Source organism: Acidiphilium cryptum JF-5, assembly GCF_000016725.1.
Taxonomy (GTDB): Bacteria; Pseudomonadota; Alphaproteobacteria; order Acetobacterales; family Acetobacteraceae; genus Acidiphilium; species Acidiphilium multivorum.
This window is the reverse complement of record NC_009484.1, coordinates 1,114,881-1,130,539: the sequence shown is the minus strand read 5'-3', so window position 1 is coordinate 1,130,539 and position 15,659 is coordinate 1,114,881. Positions and strand designations below refer to the sequence as shown.

Here is a 15,659-nt window from a genome sequence, read left to right as displayed (position 1 = left end):
GCATTAGCGGGTGGCGGGCACGGTTGCCAGCCTTGGGCGGGCGGGGAGGATGAAGCCGTCGGTGGGATAGATCGTGCGGCCGGGCTCGTGATCGGGCGCGTACCAGACGCGCACCGAGGTCCAGTCGTTCGCGGGCGAGACGTCCAGCACCGGGGTGGCGCGCTGGAGGCGGCCGGGCAGCCAGTTGGCCTGGGTGACGAGGATCTCGCGCGGGCCGAGCACGCGGGTGACGACGGCGACATGGCCCGCGGTCATCGCGCCGTGGCGGCGGAAGACCAGCACGGCGCCGGGGACGGGATGGTGCGCGCGGGGGTAGAGCCCATCGGCCTCGTCCCACCAGCGCCAGGCGTCGCCGGTGAGCTCGATGCCGGAGACGGCGCGGGCATAGGGCACGCAGGTGAGCGTGGTCGGGGTGCCGTATCCGGCGAAGCGCGAGGTGGCGCAGGCGGCGAGCAGCAGCGGCGCCGCGAGGGCGGGCAGGGCGAGTCGCATGGGCAGAGAATACCTGCTAGTCAGCCGGCATGGACACGATTTATCGCGGCGACCTGTCGACCCCGGCGGGGCGGCGCAATGCCTGGATCGACGCGCTGTTCGTCGACCATGCCGTGCTGCGGCTGGGCTGGACCAATTTCGCTCCGGTGAAGCCGGGCGCGCTGTATCGATCGAACCATCCGGTGCCGTTCCAGCTGGCGAAATTCCGCCGGCTGGTCGGGATCAACACGCTGATCAACCTGCGCGGCGAGTGCCGCAACGGCTCGGACGCGCTCTCGCGCGAGGCGGCGCGGCGGCTCGGGCTCGATTTCTACGACATGGCGCTGGAATCGCGCGGCGCGCCGCATCGCGACCGCATCCTGCGGCTGGCCGAGATCATCCGCACGATGCGGCGGCCGGCGCTGGTGCACTGCAAGTCCGGCGCCGACCGGGCGGGGATCGCGAGTGCGTTGTTCGTGCTGATCGAGGGCGGCAGCGTGGCGGAGGCGCGGCGGCAGCTCAGCCTGCGCTTTGGCCATATACGGCAGTCGAACACCGGGATCCTGGACGCCTTCCTCGACATGTACGAGGAGGAGGGCGGCGGGATGGCGTTTCTGGACTGGGTGCGCGACGCCTATCGCGAGCAGGCGCTGCGCGAGCGCTACGCGCGCGAGACGCGCAACCGGCCAGGCCGGCGGATCGCGCGGTTCGTCAACGACCGGCTGCTCGCCCGGGAGTGACCGGGCGGCGGCGCGGGCAGGGGCGGGCGGTCAGGCCTCCGGCGGGGCGGCGCTGATCGGGATTTCGCGGGCTTCGGTCGGCGGCTGTTCGCCGAGACCGGGGGCGGCTTCGACGAGTTCGGCCTCGTCCTGCGCCTCGGCGGGCTGGGCATCGCCGCGGCGGGAATGGCCGTTGCCGTGCGGCGCCTGGGCGGCCTGGTTCATCGCGGAAATGATGCGGAAATAATGCTCGGCGTGCTGGAAATAGCTCTCGGCGAGGACCCGGTCGCCGGCGCCGGAGGCATCGCGGCCAAGCTGCTGGTACTTGTCATAGAGCTGCTGGGCGGTGCCGCGGACCCGCTGTTCGGGGCCGTTGCTGTCGAAGACGTGGTTGCGGTTGAGGGGGGTGCCGCCGCTCTGGTAGTTGCGGAATCCGCCGCCGCCGCCACGATTGTTGCGCCCGCGCATACGTTTGATGTTCATCGAGTTGCGTAATCCTGTTTCAGTGCGACCATGCGCGTACCGGACCGTCGGTTCCCTGGTCGAAGCCGGGCAGCGTCTCTCATGGCTTGGTCGTTCAAACGATTTTCGATACGGCTTTTGTGGAACCGGGACCGCGTCGCAGAACGAAGCGATCTGACACAAGCCGCTCCGGCCGCATGAGGCCGGGCACCGAATACAAGGGATATCTAGTCTGATTCGGCCGAATCGACAAATGGTTTTTCACGAATATTTTTCCCGCGCTGCCATGATCACGGCGCGGGGGATGCCGGCGAGGTCGGGTTCGGCGGTGGCGTCCAGCCCGTGCGCGGCGGCGAGGGCGGCCAGCGGCGCGGCCTGGCCGATGCCGGCCTCGAGGATGGCGAGGCCGCCGGGGGCGAGCAGGCGGGGCAGATCGGCGACGATGCGGCGATAGGCGTCGAACCCGTCGGCGCCGCCATCGAGCGCGGAGGCGGGCTCGTGGGCGGCGACTTCCGCCATCAGGCCGGGGATGTCGGCGCTCGGGATATAGGGCGGGTTGGCGAGGATGAGGTCGAAACGGGCGGCGAGGGCGTCGGCCCAGTCGCCGCAGCAGAAGGCGGCGCGGGCGGCGAGGCCGGTGCGGGCGGCGTTGGCGCGGGCGAGGGCGCAGGCGGCGGGCACGCGGTCGATCCCGATGCCGAAGGCGTCGGGGTATTCGGCGAGGGCGGCGAGGAGCAGGGCGCCGGTGCCGGTGCCGAGATCGAGGATCGTGCGGATCTTGCGCCGGTCGGGGCGGTGGCGCAGCGCGGCCTCGATCAGGGTTTCGGTGTCAGGCCGGGGGATGAGGGTGGCGGGCGAGACGGCGAGGTCGAGGCTCCAGAAGCCCTTCGCGCCGGTGATGTAGGCCAGCGGCTCGCGGGCGGCGCGGCGGCGGGCGAGGGCGAAGGCGGGTTCGGGGTCGACCTCGTCGAGCGCCCAGAGTGCGGCGAGATCGACGCCGAGCGCGTGGGCGAGGATGAGGCGGGCCTCGCGGGTCGGGTTCTCGACGCCGCCCGCGGCGAGGATGCGGCCGAGTTCGCGCAGGGCCTCGGTGGTCGGGATCATGCGCCGGCGGCGGCGAGGCGGGCGGCCTGGTCTTCCTCGGTCAGCGCGTCGATGATCTCGTCGAACTCGCCGAGCATGACGCGGTCGATCTTGTGCAGGGTGAGGTTGATCCGGTGGTCGGTGACCCTGCCTTGCGGGAAATTGTAGGTGCGGATGCGCTCGGAACGGTCGCCGGTGCCGACCTGGGACTTGCGGTCGGCGGCGCGGCCGGCGGCGGCGGCGGCGCGGGTCTGCTCGTAGAGCCGGGCGCGCAGGATCTTCATCGCCTTGGCGCGGTTCTTGTGCTGGCTGCGCTCCTCCTGCATGGCGACGACGATGCCGGTGGGCAGATGGGTGATGCGGACGGCGCTCTCGGTCTTGTTGACGTGCTGGCCGCCGGCGCCGGAGGCGCGGAAGACGTCGATCCGGAGATCGGCCTCGTTGACCTCGACATCGACGTCCTCCGCCTCGGGCAGGACGGCGACGGTGACGGTGGAGGTGTGGATGCGGCCCTGGGTTTCGGTGGCGGGGACGCGCTGGACGCGGTGGACGCCGCTTTCGAACTTGAGGCGGGCGAAGACGGCGCGGCCGGTGATTTCGGCGATGCCCTCGCGCAGGCCGCCGAGCTCGGTCTCGGTATAGTCGAGGATCTCGAAGCGCCAGCCGCGCAGGTCGGCGTAGCGGCGATAGGCGGCGAAGAGCTCGGCGGCGAACAGCGCGGCCTCGTCGCCGCCGGCGGCGGGGCGGATTTCGAGGATGGCGGGGCGTTCGTCGGCGGCGTCGCGCGGCAGGAGGGCGAGGCGGATCTCGTGTTCGAGCCGCGGCAGGGTCTCGCGCAGGGAATCGAGCTCGGCATCGGCCAGTTCGCGCAGCTCGGGATCGGCGCGGGCGGCCTCGGCCTCGTCGCGGGCGCGCTCGGCGGCGCGGAGCAGGAGGATCTGCTGCTCGACCGGCTCGATCTCGGCCAGCTCCCGCGAGGCGGCGACGAAGCGCTCGCCATCGACCCCGGCGGCGAGCATCGCGCGCAGCTCCTCGGCGCGGAGGACGATACGGTCGAGTTTCTGCTCCAGGGTCATCGCGTCAGCGGGTCATCCGAGGGCGGCGAGAAGCTCGGCGCGGGGGAGTTCGCGCTGGGCGCCGTCGTCGAGGGTCTTGAGCGTGACGGCGCCGCGGGCGAGTTCGTCCGCGCCGATCAGCACGGCGGCGCGGGCGTTGATGCGGTTGGCGCGTTCGAGACGCTTCTTCAGGTTGCCGCGATAGGCGGCCTCGGCGGCGATGCCGGCGCGGCGGAGGGTGGCGAGGATCTCGATCGCGGCGGTCTGCTCGGCCTCGCCCATCGGGATGACGGCGACGGGGCGCGGCGTGGCGGGGGTTGCGGCCAGCAGCATGGCGAGGCGCTCGATGCCCGCCGCCCAGCCGACGCCGGGGGTGGGCGGGCCGCCCATCTGCTCGACCAGCTGGTCGTAGCGGCCGCCGCCGAGCACGGTGCCCTGCGCGCCGAGGGCGGTGGAGACGAATTCGAAGGCGGTGTGGTTGTAGTAGTCGAAGCCGCGGACGATGCGCGGGTTCTCGACGAAGGCGATGCCGAAGGCGGAAAGCGCGGCCTTCAGACCGTCGTAGAACGCGGCGGAGGCGGGGTTCAGGTGGTCGTAGATCCGCGGGGCCTCGGCGAGGAGGCGGATGTCGTTCGCATCCTTGGTGTCGAGGATGCGCAGCGGGTTCTTGACCAGGCGGACCTTGCTCTCGTCGGAAAGCTCGGATTCGTAGCGGGAGAGATAGTCGACCAGGGCGGTGCGGTAGGCGTCGCGGCTGTCGCGGTCGCCCAGCGTGTTGATGTGCAGGGTGATGCTGGCGCCGACGCCGAGCTCGTCGAGGATCTGCTGGCCGCAGGCGATCGCCTCGGCGTCGGCCAGCGGTTCGGCGGCGCCGATGATCTCGAGGCCGATCTGGTGGAACTGGCGGTAGCGGCCCTTCTGCGGGCGCTCGTAGCGGAACATCGGGCCCTGGTAGAAGATTTTCTGCGGCAGGGTCTGGGTGAGGCCGTTGGAGACCAGGGCGCGGCAGACGCCGGCGGTGCCCTCGGGGCGGAGCGTGACGGATTCGCCGGAGCGGTCCTCGAAGGTGTACATCTCCTTGGTCACCACGTCCGAGGTTTCGCCGAGATTGCGGGCGAAGACGGAGGTGAGCTCGAAGACCGGCGTGGCCCATTCGGCGGCGCCGTAGAGGCCGGCGACGCGGCGGGCGGTCTCGACCACGTGGTGATGCCGGCGCGCGTCCTCGCCGATGATGTCCTGGGTGCCGCGCACGGGTTGGGGCTTGGTCAAGGCGGAGATCCTTCAGACAGCGGAGATTGCCGGTGGTTTGCCGGAAATCGCCGCCGCTGAACAGTCCGCGGCGCGCGGGCGGGCTATTCCGCCGCCTGCTTCGCCGCCGCCTTTTCCTCGCGCAGGCGGGCGGCGCGCTGTTCGACCAGCTCGACGACATGGTCGATCATCGCCGCCCCCTCGATCGTGTGGTCGGTCTTGCCGGCGGCGTAGACCATGTGGCGGCCGTTGCCGCCGCCGGTGACGCCGAGATCGGTCATCAGCGCCTCGCCCGGCCCGTTGACCACGCAGCCGATGATGGAGAGGGTGATCGGCTCCTCGATATGGGCGAGGCGGTCTTCGAGCTGGGCCACCGTGTCGATCACGTTGAAGCCCTGGCGGGCGCAGGAGGGGCAGGAGATGACACGCACGCCGCGATGGCGGATGCCGAGCGACTTCAGGATGTCCCAGCCGACGGCGACCTCTTCCTCCGGCTCGGCGGAGAGGGAGACGCGCATCGTGTCGCCGATGCCGGCCCAAAGCAGCGAGCCCAGGCCGATCGAGGATTTGACCGTGCCGGTGCGCCGCCCGCCGGCCTCGGTGATGCCGATGTGGAGCGGGTGGTCGCAGACCTCGGCGAGCTGCTGGTAGGCGGCGACGGCCATGAACACGTCGGACGCCTTCACGCTGATCTTGAATTCGTGGAAGTCGTGATCCTGCAGGATCTTCGCGTGTTCGAGGGCGGATTCGACCAGGGCGTCGGGGTTCGGCTCGCCGTATTTCTCGAGCAGGTGCTTCTCCAGCGAGCCGGCGTTGACGCCGATGCGGATGGAGCAGCCGTGGTCGCGGGCGGCGGCGACGACCTCGCGCACGCGCTCGGCGCTGCCGATATTGCCGGGGTTGATGCGCAGGCAGGCGGCGCCGGCCTTCGCCGCCTCGATCGCGCGGCGGTAGTGGAAATGGATGTCGGCGACGATGGGGACGTTCACCTGGCGCACGATGTCGGCGAGGGCGGCGGTGGCCGCCTCGTCCGGGCAGGAGACGCGGACGATGTCGACCCCGGCGCGCTCGGCGCGGTGGATCTGCGCCACCGTGGCGGCGACATCGTCGGTCGGCGTGTTGGTCATGGTCTGCACGGTGATCGGCGCGTCGCCGCCGACCTTGACCGGGCCGACGCTGATCTGCCGCGACTTGCGGCGGACGATCTGCTGGTATTCGCGGTAATTCATCGGGCTCGCTTCCGTGGAGGGGTTACTGCGCGGTGGAGGCGCCGGAGGGGGCGGTGGCGCTGCCGGAGGCCGGCGGCGTCAGTGGTATATTGTGGAGAACCACGCCCGGCTTTCCGAGGGGGGAGCCGGCGGCGCCGTTGCGGACCAGCTCTGTGCCGCCCGCATTGCCGGTGGTCAGGGTCAGGCCCGGCTCGTTCGGCACCGGCCAGGACTGGCCGGCCTTCAGCACGCGGCTGAACAGGATGGTGCCGTGCGGGCCGCGGACCTGGACCCAGCTATCGGCGCTGGCGCTGATGACCAGCGGGTTGGCGCCGGCGATCGCGGTGGCGGCGGTCGCCGTGCCGGCGCCCGTGCCGGAGGCCGAGGTGGCCGGCGCCGGGATCGCCGATCCGGGCGTGGCGCCGCCGGAGGCCGATGACGCGCCGGACGATGACGTGGCCGAAGATGCCGAGGCGGACGATGACATGGCGGTTGTCGACCCGCCCGATCCGCCGCTGGCGGTGCCGGACGCGGCGCCGCCGGCGGCCTGGGAGGCCGGCGCGTTGGCGGAGGACGCGGTCTGGTCCGGCGTGGCGGCCGCAGGCGCGGACTGGCCGGCGGCGGACGTGCCGGACGCGGATGCGCCGGACGTGGTCTCGCCCGATGCGGACTGGCCCGACGCGGTCTGGTCCGACGCGGTCTGGCTTGATGTGGACGGGCCCGATGTGGAGGGGCCGGACGCGGATGCGGCCGGGGCGGCGGTACCGTTCGCGGCGAGCTGGTCGGGCGTGGCGCCGCTGCTCGCGGGCGGTGCCGCGGGCGCGGCAGCGGCCTTGGGCGCGGGCGGGGATTTGGGGACGGCGAGCGGCGCGAGCTTGGCCGGCACCGCGGGGACCATCCGCGCCATTTTCAGCTCGTGCTCGGAATGGCGGTACCAGAGGAAATAGCCGGCGATGCCGATGACCGCGACGACGAAGAGCACGGCGCCGGGCGGCACCGCGCGGTCCGGCACCGGCTGGGGAAAGGCGAGGTCCGGCTGGCGCGGGCGGGTCATGCCCTCGGCGCGGAAGCGGCGGAGGATTTCCTCGGGGTCGAGCCCCATCGCCTCGGCATAGGAGCGGATGAACCCGGCGGCATAGGTCGGCGCCGGCAGGGCGGCGAGGTTGCCGGCCTCGATGGCTTCGAGGAAGACCCGCCGGATCTTCAGCCGCGCGGCGATGTCCGGCAGTTTCCAGCCGAGCCGCTCGCGGACGGCGCGCAATTCGGCGCCGACACTCGCGGGACCCCGGGAAACCGTCGCATGGGGGGCGGGGATGGTCAGGTCGAAATCGTGGTCGCCGTTCATAGTACCCATGAAAGCTCGTGGAACGGTTAGGGTCGGGTCACGCCGCGCCGGGATCGCACCGGAGCGCCACCGGTGCCCGCCTGTCCCGTACGGTATCGGATGCGATATGCCCCCTGTAGCGCGTTCGGGCTAGATCGGCAAACCGTGCTCCCGCGCCCAGGCGGTGAGCGGCTCGCGCAGCGAGCTGCCGGCGGCGCCGGCGCGGCGGAGTTCGCGCAGCACCGGGCGCAGGGCGGCGAGGTCGGCCTCGGCGAACAGCGCCTTGACCGGCAGGATCGAGGCGCCGGACATCGACAGCGTGTCGACCCCGATGGCGGCGAAGACCAGGGCATCGAGCGGGCGGCCGGCGGACTCGCCGCAGATCGAGAAACCGACCTCCTCCTCGGCGCAGGCGGCGGCGAGACCCTCGATCAGTTCGAGCACCGGGGCGGAGAGCACGTCGTAACGGCCGGCGAGCTTCGGCGTGCCGCGATCGGCGGCGAAGAGGAACTGCATCAGGTCGTTGGTGCCGAGGGAGACGAAATCGGCCTCGGCGAGCAGGCCGGGGAGCTGGAACAGCAGCGAGGGCACTTCGAGCATCGTGCCGATCTCGATGCGGTTCGGCATCTCGTCGAGCCGGGCGGCCTCGGCCTCGAGCAGGTCGCGCGCGGCGCGGAATTCGGCGACCGTCGCCACCATCGGGAACATCACCGAGAGATCGAGTCCGGCCGCGCCCATCAGCAGGGCGCGGAGCTGCTTGCGCAGGATGGCCGGACGGTCGAGCCCGACGCGCAGCGAGCGCCAGCCCATCGCCGGGTTTTCCACCTGGTCGTCGGCCTCGCCGGGGAGGAGCTTGTCGGCGCCGAGATCGAGGGTGCGGAAGACGACGCGCTTGCCGTCGGCGCGCTGGAGGACGCGGCGGTACTCGGCCGCCTGGGCGGCGACGCCGGGGACGCGGGCGGCGGCGAGAGCGGCGATCTCGGTGCGGTAGAGGCCGATGCCCTCGGCGCCGGTGCGGGTGAGCTGGTCGATCTCGAAGGCGAGGCCGACATTGAGCATCAGCGTGACCTCGGTGCCGTCCCGGGTGCGGGCCGGACGGTCGCGGAAGACGGCGAGCTCGGCGGCGCGGGCGCCGCGGGCGGCGAGGGCGCGGTCATACAGCGCGGTGACCTCGGGGTCGGGGCGGAGGATGAGGGCGCCGGATTCGGCGTCGAGCAGGACGGGATCGCCCTGGCGGGCGGCCTCGGTCGCGCCGGCCTCGACGGCGATGGCGGGGATTTCCAGCGCGCGGGCGAGGATCGCGGCGTGGCCGCCGGTGCTGGCCTCCTCGATCGCGACGCCGGCGATGCCGCGCTGGTGCCAGTCGAGCAGTTCGGCGGGGCCGAGGCGGCGGCAGACCAGGACCATGCCGCGCGCATCCTCCGGCTTCGCGGTGCCGGCGCCGAGGGCGGCGAGCATGCGCTCGATCATGTCCTCGATATCGGCGACGCGCTCGCGCAGATAGGGGTCGGCCACCTTGCGCATGCGCCGGCGCAGCTCGCTGCCGACCTGGTCGACCGCGGCCTCGGCGGTCAGGCCGTCATTGATCGCGGCGCGGACGCGCTCGAGCCAGCCGGTGCCCTGGGAGATCAGGCGATAGGCCTCCAGCACCTCGCGGGTGGCGTGGCCGGTGGGCAGGTGCTCGGAGACCAGGCTGTCGAGCGAGGTTTCGGCGTCGGCCATCGCCTGGTCGAGGCGGACGAGCTCGGCCGCGGTGTCTTCCGCGAGGACGTGGCGCGGGCCGGGCGAGCGGCCGAAGGGCAGGGCGGTGCCGCGGACGATGCCGGGGGCGAGCGGATGGCCGGAATAGCGCCGGGCCAGCGCGTCGCCGAAGCCGGCGGCGGCGATGTCGGCCGCACCCTGGCTGGCGAGGATCTCGCCGATCAGCATGGCGATGGTCGAGATCGTCTCGACCTCGAGCGGGGTGTAGACGCGGGGCTCGGAATTCTGCACCGCGATGACGCCGAGGGTGCGGCCGGCGCGGCGGATCGGCACCGCGAGCATCGAGGCGTAGCGCTCCTCGCCGGTTTCGGGGCGGTAGGCGAATTCGGGGTGGTTCTGCGCGTCCGGCAGGTTGAGCGCCTCGCCCTTGGCGGCGGCGAGGCCGATGATGCCCTCGCCCACCCGCACCCGCGTGTGGCCGACCGCGGCGATGCGCAGCCCGTGGGTGGCGGCGAGTTCGAGCATTTCGCCGGCGCGGGCGACATAGACCGAGCAGACCTCGACCGCGAGTTCGGCGGCGATCAGCTCGACCAGCTCGGCTAGGCTGGAATTGCCGGCGCTCAGCCGTTCGCGCAGCTTCGCGAACAGCCGCCGCGAGGCGGCGAGCGGGATGGTGCGCGGGCGGGGCGCGCCCTTAGGCCGCTTCGATCGAGGCATCCGGCTGGCGGACGGTGGCGCGCGCGGCGAAGGCGGCGTCGGCCTGGGCGATGAGTTCGGCGATGATCTCGGCCACCGGCTGGATCGCGGTGACCATGCCGACCGACTGGCCGGCCATCACCGAGCCCTGCTCGACATCGCCCTCGATCACCGCGCGGCGGAGGGCGCCGGCCCAGAAATGCTCGATCGAGAGCTGGGCCTGCTCCTTGTCGAGCTCGCCGGCCTGGAAGCGGCGGATGGTCTCGGCCTGGTGCTCGACGAAGCGGGCGGTGCCGGCATTGGCGAGGCCGCGCACCGGGATGACCGGGAAGCGGGCGTCGAGCTGGACCGAGGGAATCGCGTCTCGCGCGTTCGCCTTCAGGAAGGCGGCCTTGAAATTGGGGTGGGCGATGCTCTCGGCGGAGGCGGCGAAGCGGGTGCCGAGCTGCACGCCGGCGGCGCCCATTTCGAGGAAGGCGAGGATCGCCTCGCCGCGGCCGATGCCGCCGGCGACGAAGACCGGGACCTCGGTGATGACGGGCAGGATTTCCTGCGCCAGCACGGCCAGCGAGACCGGGCCGATATGGCCGCCGGCCTCGGAGCCCTCGATCACCAGGGCGTCGGCGCCGCTGCGGATGAGCCGCTTGGCGAGCACCAGGGCGGGGGCGAAGCAGACGAGCTTCGCGCCGCCCTCCTTCACCGCGCGGACCGCGGCGGCGGAGGGCAGGCCGCCGGCGAGGACGACATGGCCCACGCCGTGGCGGACGCAGACCGCGATCAGCTCCAGCAGCTGCGGGTGCATGGTGATCAGGTTGACGCCGAAGGGCTTCGTGGTGAGCGCCTTGGTCGCGGCGATCTCGGCATCGAGCAGTTCGGGGGTCATCGAGCCGCAGGCAATGACGCCGAAGCCGCCGGCATTGGAGATGGCGGAGACGAGGTGGCGCTCGCTGACCCAGCTCATGGCGCCGCCCATGATCGCGGTCTCGGTGCCGAGGAAGGCGCGGCCGCGGGCCCAGAGCGGATCGAGCGCGCTCATGCGACGTCCAGCCCGTAGGCGGTGTGCAGGGCGCGGACGGCGAGCTCGGTGTATTCGGCGTCGATCAGCACGCTGACCTTGATCTCGCTGGTGGAGATCACCTGGATGTTGATGCCGCGGGCGGCGAGCGAGCGGAACATGGTGCCGGCGACGCCCGCATGGCTGCGCATGCCGACGCCGACGACGGAGATCTTGGCGACGTCGGGGTCGGTCGCGAGTTCGGCGAAGCCGATCTCGTCGCGCTTCTCGTCGAGCACGAGGCGGGCGCGGGGCAGCTCGGTCTTGTTGAGGGTGAAGGTCATGTCCGTGGTGCCGTCGGCGGAGACGTTCTGCACGATCATGTCGACATTGATGCCGGCCTCGGCGAGCGGGCCGAACACCGAGGCGGCGACGCCGGGGCGGTCGGGCACGCGGCGGACGGTGACCTTGGCCTCGTCCCGCGAATAGGCGATGCCGGCGACGATTTCCTGTTCCACGATTTCATCCTCATCAACGACCAGCGTTCCCGGCGCATCCGTGAAGCTGGAGAGAACCTGCACCCGCACACGCTCCTTCATCGCGAGTTCGACGGAGCGGGTCTGTAATACCTTCGCACCAACCGAGGCGAGTTCCAACATCTCCTCATAGGCGATGGCGGGCAGCTTGCGCGCCTTGGGGACGATGCGCGGGTCGGTGGTGTAGACGCCGTCGACATCGGTGTAGATGTCGCAGCGGTCGGCCTTCACCGCGGCGGCGACGGCGACGGCCGAGGTGTCCGACCCGCCGCGGCCGAGGGTGGTGACGCGGTTGTCCGGCCCGATGCCCTGGAAGCCGGCGATCACCGGGACCTGGCCCATCTGCATGCGGCGGATCAGCTCGGCGCCGTCGATCGCGTCGATCCGCGCCTTGCCGTGCTGGCCGTCGGTGCGGATGGGGATCTGCCAGCCGGTCCAGGAGCGGGCATCGACGCCGATGGTCTGCAGCGCGACGGCGAGCAGGCCGATGGTGACCTGCTCGCCGGTGGCGACCACCGTGTCGTATTCCCGCGCGTCGTAGAGCGGGGAAAGCTCCTGGCACCAGGCGACGAGCTGGTTGGTGGCGCCGGCCATCGCCGAGGTGACGACCGCGACCTCGTGCCCCTCGTCCACCACGCGCTTGACGCGCGCGGCGACGTTGCGAATCCGGTCCAGATCGGCGACCGATGTGCCGCCGAATTTCATCACGATGCGCGCCATGTGATCCGATCTTGCCGTGAAACTGGTATCGACGCGGGAGCGGCGCTTGCTGCCGTCTCCCGGCAGGCTCACATAGCGAGCGGCAGGGAGAAGGGCAATGCGGGCGGAAGAGGACGTGAGCATGGATGACGGGCAGGGCGCCGGACGGGCGGACGCGGCGGAGGTGCGGAAATTCGACGCGCTGGCGGCGCGCTGGTGGGACCGGCACGGGCCGATGCGCGCGCTGCACGCGATGAATCCGGCGCGCAGCCGGTGGATCCTCGACCATGTCGCCGCGGCGCGCGGCGGCGCGGCGGGGGTGGCGGTGCTCGATGTCGGCTGCGGCGCGGGGCTGCTGGCGGAAAGCCTGACCCGCGCCGGATGCAGGGTGACGGCGATCGACGCCGCGGGCGAGGCGATCGCCGCGGCGCGGGCGCATGCCGAGGCGCAGGGACTCGGGATCGACTACCGCGCGACCACGGCGGACGCGCTGGCCGAAGCCGGCGCGCGGTTCGACGTGGTGACGGCGCTGGAGGTGATCGAGCACGTGCCGGACCCGCAGGGGTTTCTCGACACGCTGGCGGGGCTGCTGAAGCCGGGCGGGTTGCTGTTCATCTCAACACTGAACAGAACGCCGCAATCGATTGTTTTTGCAAAATACGCGGCGGAGTATGTGCTGGGCCTGGCGCCGCCCGGCACGCATGACTGGCGGAAATTCGTCACGCCGGGGGAGCTGGCCGCGATGTGCCGCGCCGCCGGGCTGCGGCTGGCGGCGACGGCGGGGATGGTGCCGGCGCCGCTGGCGGGCGGATTCCGCATCGCCCGGGATACGCGGATCAACTACATCGCGATGGCGGTGGCGGGCTGAGGCCGGCCGCTTCGGAGTCGCGGCAGGCGGCGAGCAGCCAGTCGCGGAAGGCGGCGAGGCCGGGCGGGCGGCGGGCCGGGTTTTCCAGCAGGTAATAGCCGAGGCCGGTGGTGACCGGCGGGGCGGCGGCGCAGGCGAGGCGGCCGGTTTCCAGCGCGCCGGCGATCAGCGGGTGCCAGCCGAGGGCGATGCCCTGGCCGGCGATCGCCGCCTGCTGGACCAGGGAATAGGTGTCGAACGTGGCGTCGCCCGGGCGGGGCGGGCGGTCGATGCCGTGGGCGGCGAACCAGCCGCGCCAGGTGAGCCAGGGCGCCGGGTGGCGGGGTTCGAGATGCAGCAGGCGCATCCGGGCGAGGTCCGCCGGGCCGGCGGGAACACGCAATAGGGCGGGGCTCGCCACCGCCGAGACGGTTTCGCGGAACAGCAGGTGCGCGGCCCGGCCCGGCCAGGCGCCGGTTCCCATCAGGATCGCGACATCGGCGGGGTCGGCCAGCGGGTCGGCGAGGAATTGCGAGGCGACGATGCGCAGCTCGGTCGCCGGGGCGGCGGCGGCGAAGGCGCCGAGGCGGGGGATCAGCCAATCGCCGGCGAAGCCGTAATCGGTGGCGACGGTCAGCGGGCGCTGGCCGGACAGGGCGCGGATGTCGTCCCGCGCGCGCTCGACCGCGGCGCGCGTGGCCGCCGCCGCCTCGAACAGGATCTGCCCCTCCGGCGTCAGGCTGACGCCGCGATGGCGGCGGTGGAACAGGCGGCAGCCGAGATGCGCCTCGAGCCAGCCGACCTGGTGGCTGACCGCGGGCTGGGTGGCGCCGAGCTCGCGGGCGGCGCGGCTGAAATTGAGATGCCGGGCCGCCGCCTCGAACACCGCGAGGGCGGGCAGCGCGGCGCGCCAGTTGCCATTAGCCATGCTGATGGGTTCCATTCATCGATTCGGTCTTCAAGCGGGCCCGGTTTCAAGGCAGCGTGCCGCCGGATCGATATTGGACGCAAGGGGAGATGGCGAGAGATGATGCCTGGGGTTGATGGCAACGGAGCAGACAAGGCGGCGGACGGGCGGCCCAATATCCTGATCGTGATGGCCGACCAGCTCGGCGCGCGGGCGCTGCCGGCCTATGGCAACCAGGTCGCGCTGACGCCCAATATCGACGCGCTCGCCGCCGGCGGGGTGGTGTTCGACAACGCCTATTGCAACAGCCCGCTCTGCGGCCCCTCGCGCTACGTGTTCATGAGCGGGCAGCTGCCCTCGGCGATCGGCGCCTTCGACAACGCGGCCGAGTTTCCGGCGATGCTGCCGAGCTTCGCGCACCACATGCGCGCCGCCGGATACCGCACGATCCTGTCCGGCAAGATGCATTTCTGCGGGCCGGACCAGATGCACGGATTCGAGGAGCGGCTGACCACCGACATCTACCCGGCCGATTTCGGCTGGACGCCGGACTGGACCGATTTCGCGACGCGGCCGAGCTGGTACCACGACATGAGCTCGGTGCGCGAGGCGGGGCTGTGCGTGCGGACCAACCAGATGGACTATGACGACGAGGTGGTGTTCGCGGCGCGGCAGAAGCTGTTCGACCTCGCGCGCGATGACGACGGGCGGCCGTTCTGCATGGTGGTGTCGCTGACGCATCCGCACGATCCCTTCGCGATGACGGAGGAATACTGGAACCTCTACGACCACGACGCGATCGACATGCCGCGGGTGCGGACGGCGCCGGCTTCGATGGACCCGCATTCGCTGCGGCTGCGCCACGTGTCGAACATGGACAACGAGCCGGTGACCGAGGCGCAGGTGCGCAACGCGCGGCACGCCTATTACGCGGCGATCTCCTTCGTCGACCGCCAGCTCGGCCGGCTGCGCGAGACGGTCGAGGCGTGCGGGCTCGCGGCGCGGACGGTGACGGTGATGACCGCCGATCACGGCGAGCTGCTCGGCGAGCACGGGCTCTGGTACAAGATGAGCTTCTTCGAGGACGCGTGCCGGATTCCGCTGATCGTGCATGCGCCGGGGCGGTTCGCGCCGGCGCGGGTGGGGGCGGCGGTGTCCTCGGTCGACATGCTGCCGACGCTGGTCGGGCTCGGCGGCGGGAGGATCCCGGCGGGGCTCGCCTGCGACGGGACCTCGCTGCTCGGCCATCTCGAAGGGCGCGGCGGGCATGACGGCGCGTTCGGCGAATATCTCGCCGAGGGGGCGATCGCGCCGATCGTGATGATCCGGCGCGGGCGGCACAAGTTCATCCATTGCCCGGCCGATCCGGACCAGCTCTTCGACCTCGAGGCCGATCCGGACGAGCGGGCGAACCTCGCGGCGGCGCCGGAGCACGCGGCGCTGGTGGCCGCGTTCCGCGCCGAGGTGGCGGCGCGCTGGGACCTCGACGCGGTGCATCGCGCGGTGCTGGCGAGCCAGGCGCGGCGGCGCTTCATCGACGCGGCGCTGCGGCAGGGGCGGCGGAAGTCGTGGGATTTCCAGCCCTTCGTCGATGCCTCGGAACAGTACATGCGCAACCACATGCGGCTCGGCGACCTCGAGAAGCGGGCGCGGTTTCCCCGGCCGGCGGGGGACTGACCCGCCGGCGCGATGCGGCGCGATGCGGGATG

At 71.9% G+C, this 15,659-nt stretch carries 14 protein-coding genes; 3 read left to right on the top strand and 11 right to left on the bottom strand.

The window, feature by feature from the left end:
- Positions 1-3: 3 nt before the first annotated feature.
- A complete protein-coding gene (locus ACRY_RS07540; RefSeq protein ID WP_007423793.1) occupies positions 4-492 on the bottom strand; it encodes a CHAP domain-containing protein in 489 nt (162 codons plus the stop codon).
- A 29-nt stretch (positions 493-521) separates the two neighbouring features.
- Between ACRY_RS07540 and ACRY_RS07535 the strand changes: the two genes are divergently transcribed.
- A complete protein-coding gene (locus ACRY_RS07535) occupies positions 522-1,211 on the top strand; it encodes a tyrosine-protein phosphatase (RefSeq protein ID WP_007423792.1) in 690 nt (229 codons plus the stop codon).
- A gap of 30 nt (positions 1,212-1,241) precedes the next feature.
- On the opposite strand, the gene ACRY_RS07530 is transcribed toward ACRY_RS07535, so the two are convergent.
- From ACRY_RS07530 to ACRY_RS07490, 9 genes are all read right to left on the bottom strand, one after another.
- The gene (locus ACRY_RS07530) at positions 1,242-1,673 is read right to left on the bottom strand and encodes a DUF4167 domain-containing protein (RefSeq protein ID WP_011941930.1); all 432 of its coding nucleotides are present in this window, start codon (positions 1,671-1,673) and stop codon (positions 1,242-1,244) included.
- Positions 1,674-1,913: 240 nt separating this feature from the next.
- The gene (gene prmC / locus ACRY_RS07525) at positions 1,914-2,756 is read right to left on the bottom strand and encodes a peptide chain release factor N(5)-glutamine methyltransferase (protein WP_011941929.1); all 843 of its coding nucleotides are present in this window, start codon (positions 2,754-2,756) and stop codon (positions 1,914-1,916) included.
- Positions 2,753-3,811, bottom strand: coding sequence for a peptide chain release factor 1 (prfA, locus tag ACRY_RS07520; protein ID WP_011941928.1), 1,059 nt, complete (start codon positions 3,809-3,811; stop codon positions 2,753-2,755). The genes prmC and prfA overlap by 4 nt, the downstream gene beginning before the upstream one ends.
- Positions 3,812-3,823: 12 nt before the next feature.
- On the bottom strand, positions 3,824-5,059 hold the full coding sequence (hisS, locus tag ACRY_RS07515; RefSeq protein WP_011941927.1) for a histidine--tRNA ligase: 1,236 nt from the start codon (positions 5,057-5,059) through the stop codon (positions 3,824-3,826).
- Positions 5,060-5,142: 83 nt separating this feature from the next.
- Entirely contained in the window at positions 5,143-6,267 is a 1,125-nt protein-coding gene (ispG, locus tag ACRY_RS07510) for a flavodoxin-dependent (E)-4-hydroxy-3-methylbut-2-enyl-diphosphate synthase (RefSeq protein WP_011941926.1), read from the bottom strand.
- 22 nt (positions 6,268-6,289) lie between these two features.
- Positions 6,290-7,600, bottom strand: coding sequence for a helix-turn-helix domain-containing protein (locus ACRY_RS07505; RefSeq protein ID WP_011941925.1), 1,311 nt, complete (start codon positions 7,598-7,600; stop codon positions 6,290-6,292).
- Positions 7,601-7,720: 120 nt separating this feature from the next.
- Positions 7,721-9,988 carry a phosphoenolpyruvate--protein phosphotransferase gene (gene ptsP, locus ACRY_RS07500; RefSeq protein ID WP_011941924.1) on the bottom strand — a complete coding sequence of 756 codons (2,268 nt, stop codon included), beginning with the start codon at positions 9,986-9,988 and terminating at the stop codon, positions 7,721-7,723.
- Entirely contained in the window at positions 9,966-11,003 is a 1,038-nt protein-coding gene (locus tag ACRY_RS07495; protein ID WP_007422817.1) for an NAD(P)H-dependent flavin oxidoreductase, read from the bottom strand. The genes ptsP and ACRY_RS07495 overlap by 23 nt, the downstream gene beginning before the upstream one ends.
- Positions 11,000-12,217: an aspartate kinase gene (locus ACRY_RS07490; protein ID WP_011941923.1), complete on the bottom strand. Its 1,218-nt coding sequence runs from the start codon at positions 12,215-12,217 to the stop codon at positions 11,000-11,002. The genes ACRY_RS07495 and ACRY_RS07490 overlap by 4 nt, the downstream gene beginning before the upstream one ends.
- A gap of 97 nt (positions 12,218-12,314) precedes the next feature.
- Between ACRY_RS07490 and ubiG the strand changes: the two genes are divergently transcribed.
- Positions 12,315-13,064, top strand: a complete 750-nt coding sequence (ubiG, locus tag ACRY_RS07485; protein ID WP_007422819.1) for a bifunctional 2-polyprenyl-6-hydroxyphenol methylase/3-demethylubiquinol 3-O-methyltransferase UbiG — start codon at positions 12,315-12,317, stop codon at positions 13,062-13,064.
- On the opposite strand, the gene ACRY_RS07480 is transcribed toward ubiG, so the two are convergent.
- Entirely contained in the window at positions 13,033-13,971 is a 939-nt protein-coding gene (locus ACRY_RS07480) for a LysR substrate-binding domain-containing protein (protein WP_231295372.1), read from the bottom strand. The genes ubiG and ACRY_RS07480 overlap by 32 nt on opposite strands.
- A gap of 99 nt (positions 13,972-14,070) precedes the next feature.
- On the opposite strand from ACRY_RS07480, the gene betC reads away from it, so the two are divergent.
- Positions 14,071-15,627 (top strand): choline-sulfatase, encoded by a 1,557-nt coding sequence (gene betC / locus ACRY_RS07475; protein WP_011941921.1) that lies wholly within the window; start codon positions 14,071-14,073, stop codon positions 15,625-15,627.
- Positions 15,628-15,659 lie beyond the last annotated feature (32 nt).

What these genes read in the sequence shown, in the direction of transcription:
- ACRY_RS07495 (WP_007422817.1), bottom strand. Translation starts at nt 11,003, where the DNA reads ATGAGCGCGCTCGATCCGCTCTGGGCCCGCGGCCGCGCCTTCCTCGGC.
- ACRY_RS07505 (WP_011941925.1), bottom strand. Translation starts at nt 7,600, where the DNA reads ATGGGTACTATGAACGGCGACCACGATTTCGACCTGACCATCCCCGCC.
- ACRY_RS07480 (WP_231295372.1), bottom strand. Translation starts at nt 13,971, where the DNA reads ATGGCTAATGGCAACTGGCGCGCCGCGCTGCCCGCCCTCGCGGTGTTC.
- prmC (WP_011941929.1), bottom strand. Translation starts at nt 2,756, where the DNA reads ATGATCCCGACCACCGAGGCCCTGCGCGAACTCGGCCGCATCCTCGCC.
- ACRY_RS07490 (WP_011941923.1), bottom strand. Translation starts at nt 12,217, where the DNA reads ATGGCGCGCATCGTGATGAAATTCGGCGGCACATCGGTCGCCGATCTG.
- ACRY_RS07540 (WP_007423793.1), bottom strand. Translation starts at nt 492, where the DNA reads ATGCGACTCGCCCTGCCCGCCCTCGCGGCGCCGCTGCTGCTCGCCGCC.
- ACRY_RS07530 (WP_011941930.1), bottom strand. Translation starts at nt 1,673, where the DNA reads ATGAACATCAAACGTATGCGCGGGCGCAACAATCGTGGCGGCGGCGGC.
- ispG (WP_011941926.1), bottom strand. Translation starts at nt 6,267, where the DNA reads ATGAATTACCGCGAATACCAGCAGATCGTCCGCCGCAAGTCGCGGCAG.
- ACRY_RS07535 (WP_007423792.1), top strand. Translation starts at nt 522, where the DNA reads ATGGACACGATTTATCGCGGCGACCTGTCGACCCCGGCGGGGCGGCGC.
- betC (WP_011941921.1), top strand. Translation starts at nt 14,071, where the DNA reads ATGATGCCTGGGGTTGATGGCAACGGAGCAGACAAGGCGGCGGACGGG.
- ubiG (WP_007422819.1), top strand. Translation starts at nt 12,315, where the DNA reads ATGCGGGCGGAAGAGGACGTGAGCATGGATGACGGGCAGGGCGCCGGA.
- ptsP (WP_011941924.1), bottom strand. Translation starts at nt 9,988, where the DNA reads ATGCCTCGATCGAAGCGGCCTAAGGGCGCGCCCCGCCCGCGCACCATC.
- prfA (WP_011941928.1), bottom strand. Translation starts at nt 3,811, where the DNA reads ATGACCCTGGAGCAGAAACTCGACCGTATCGTCCTCCGCGCCGAGGAG.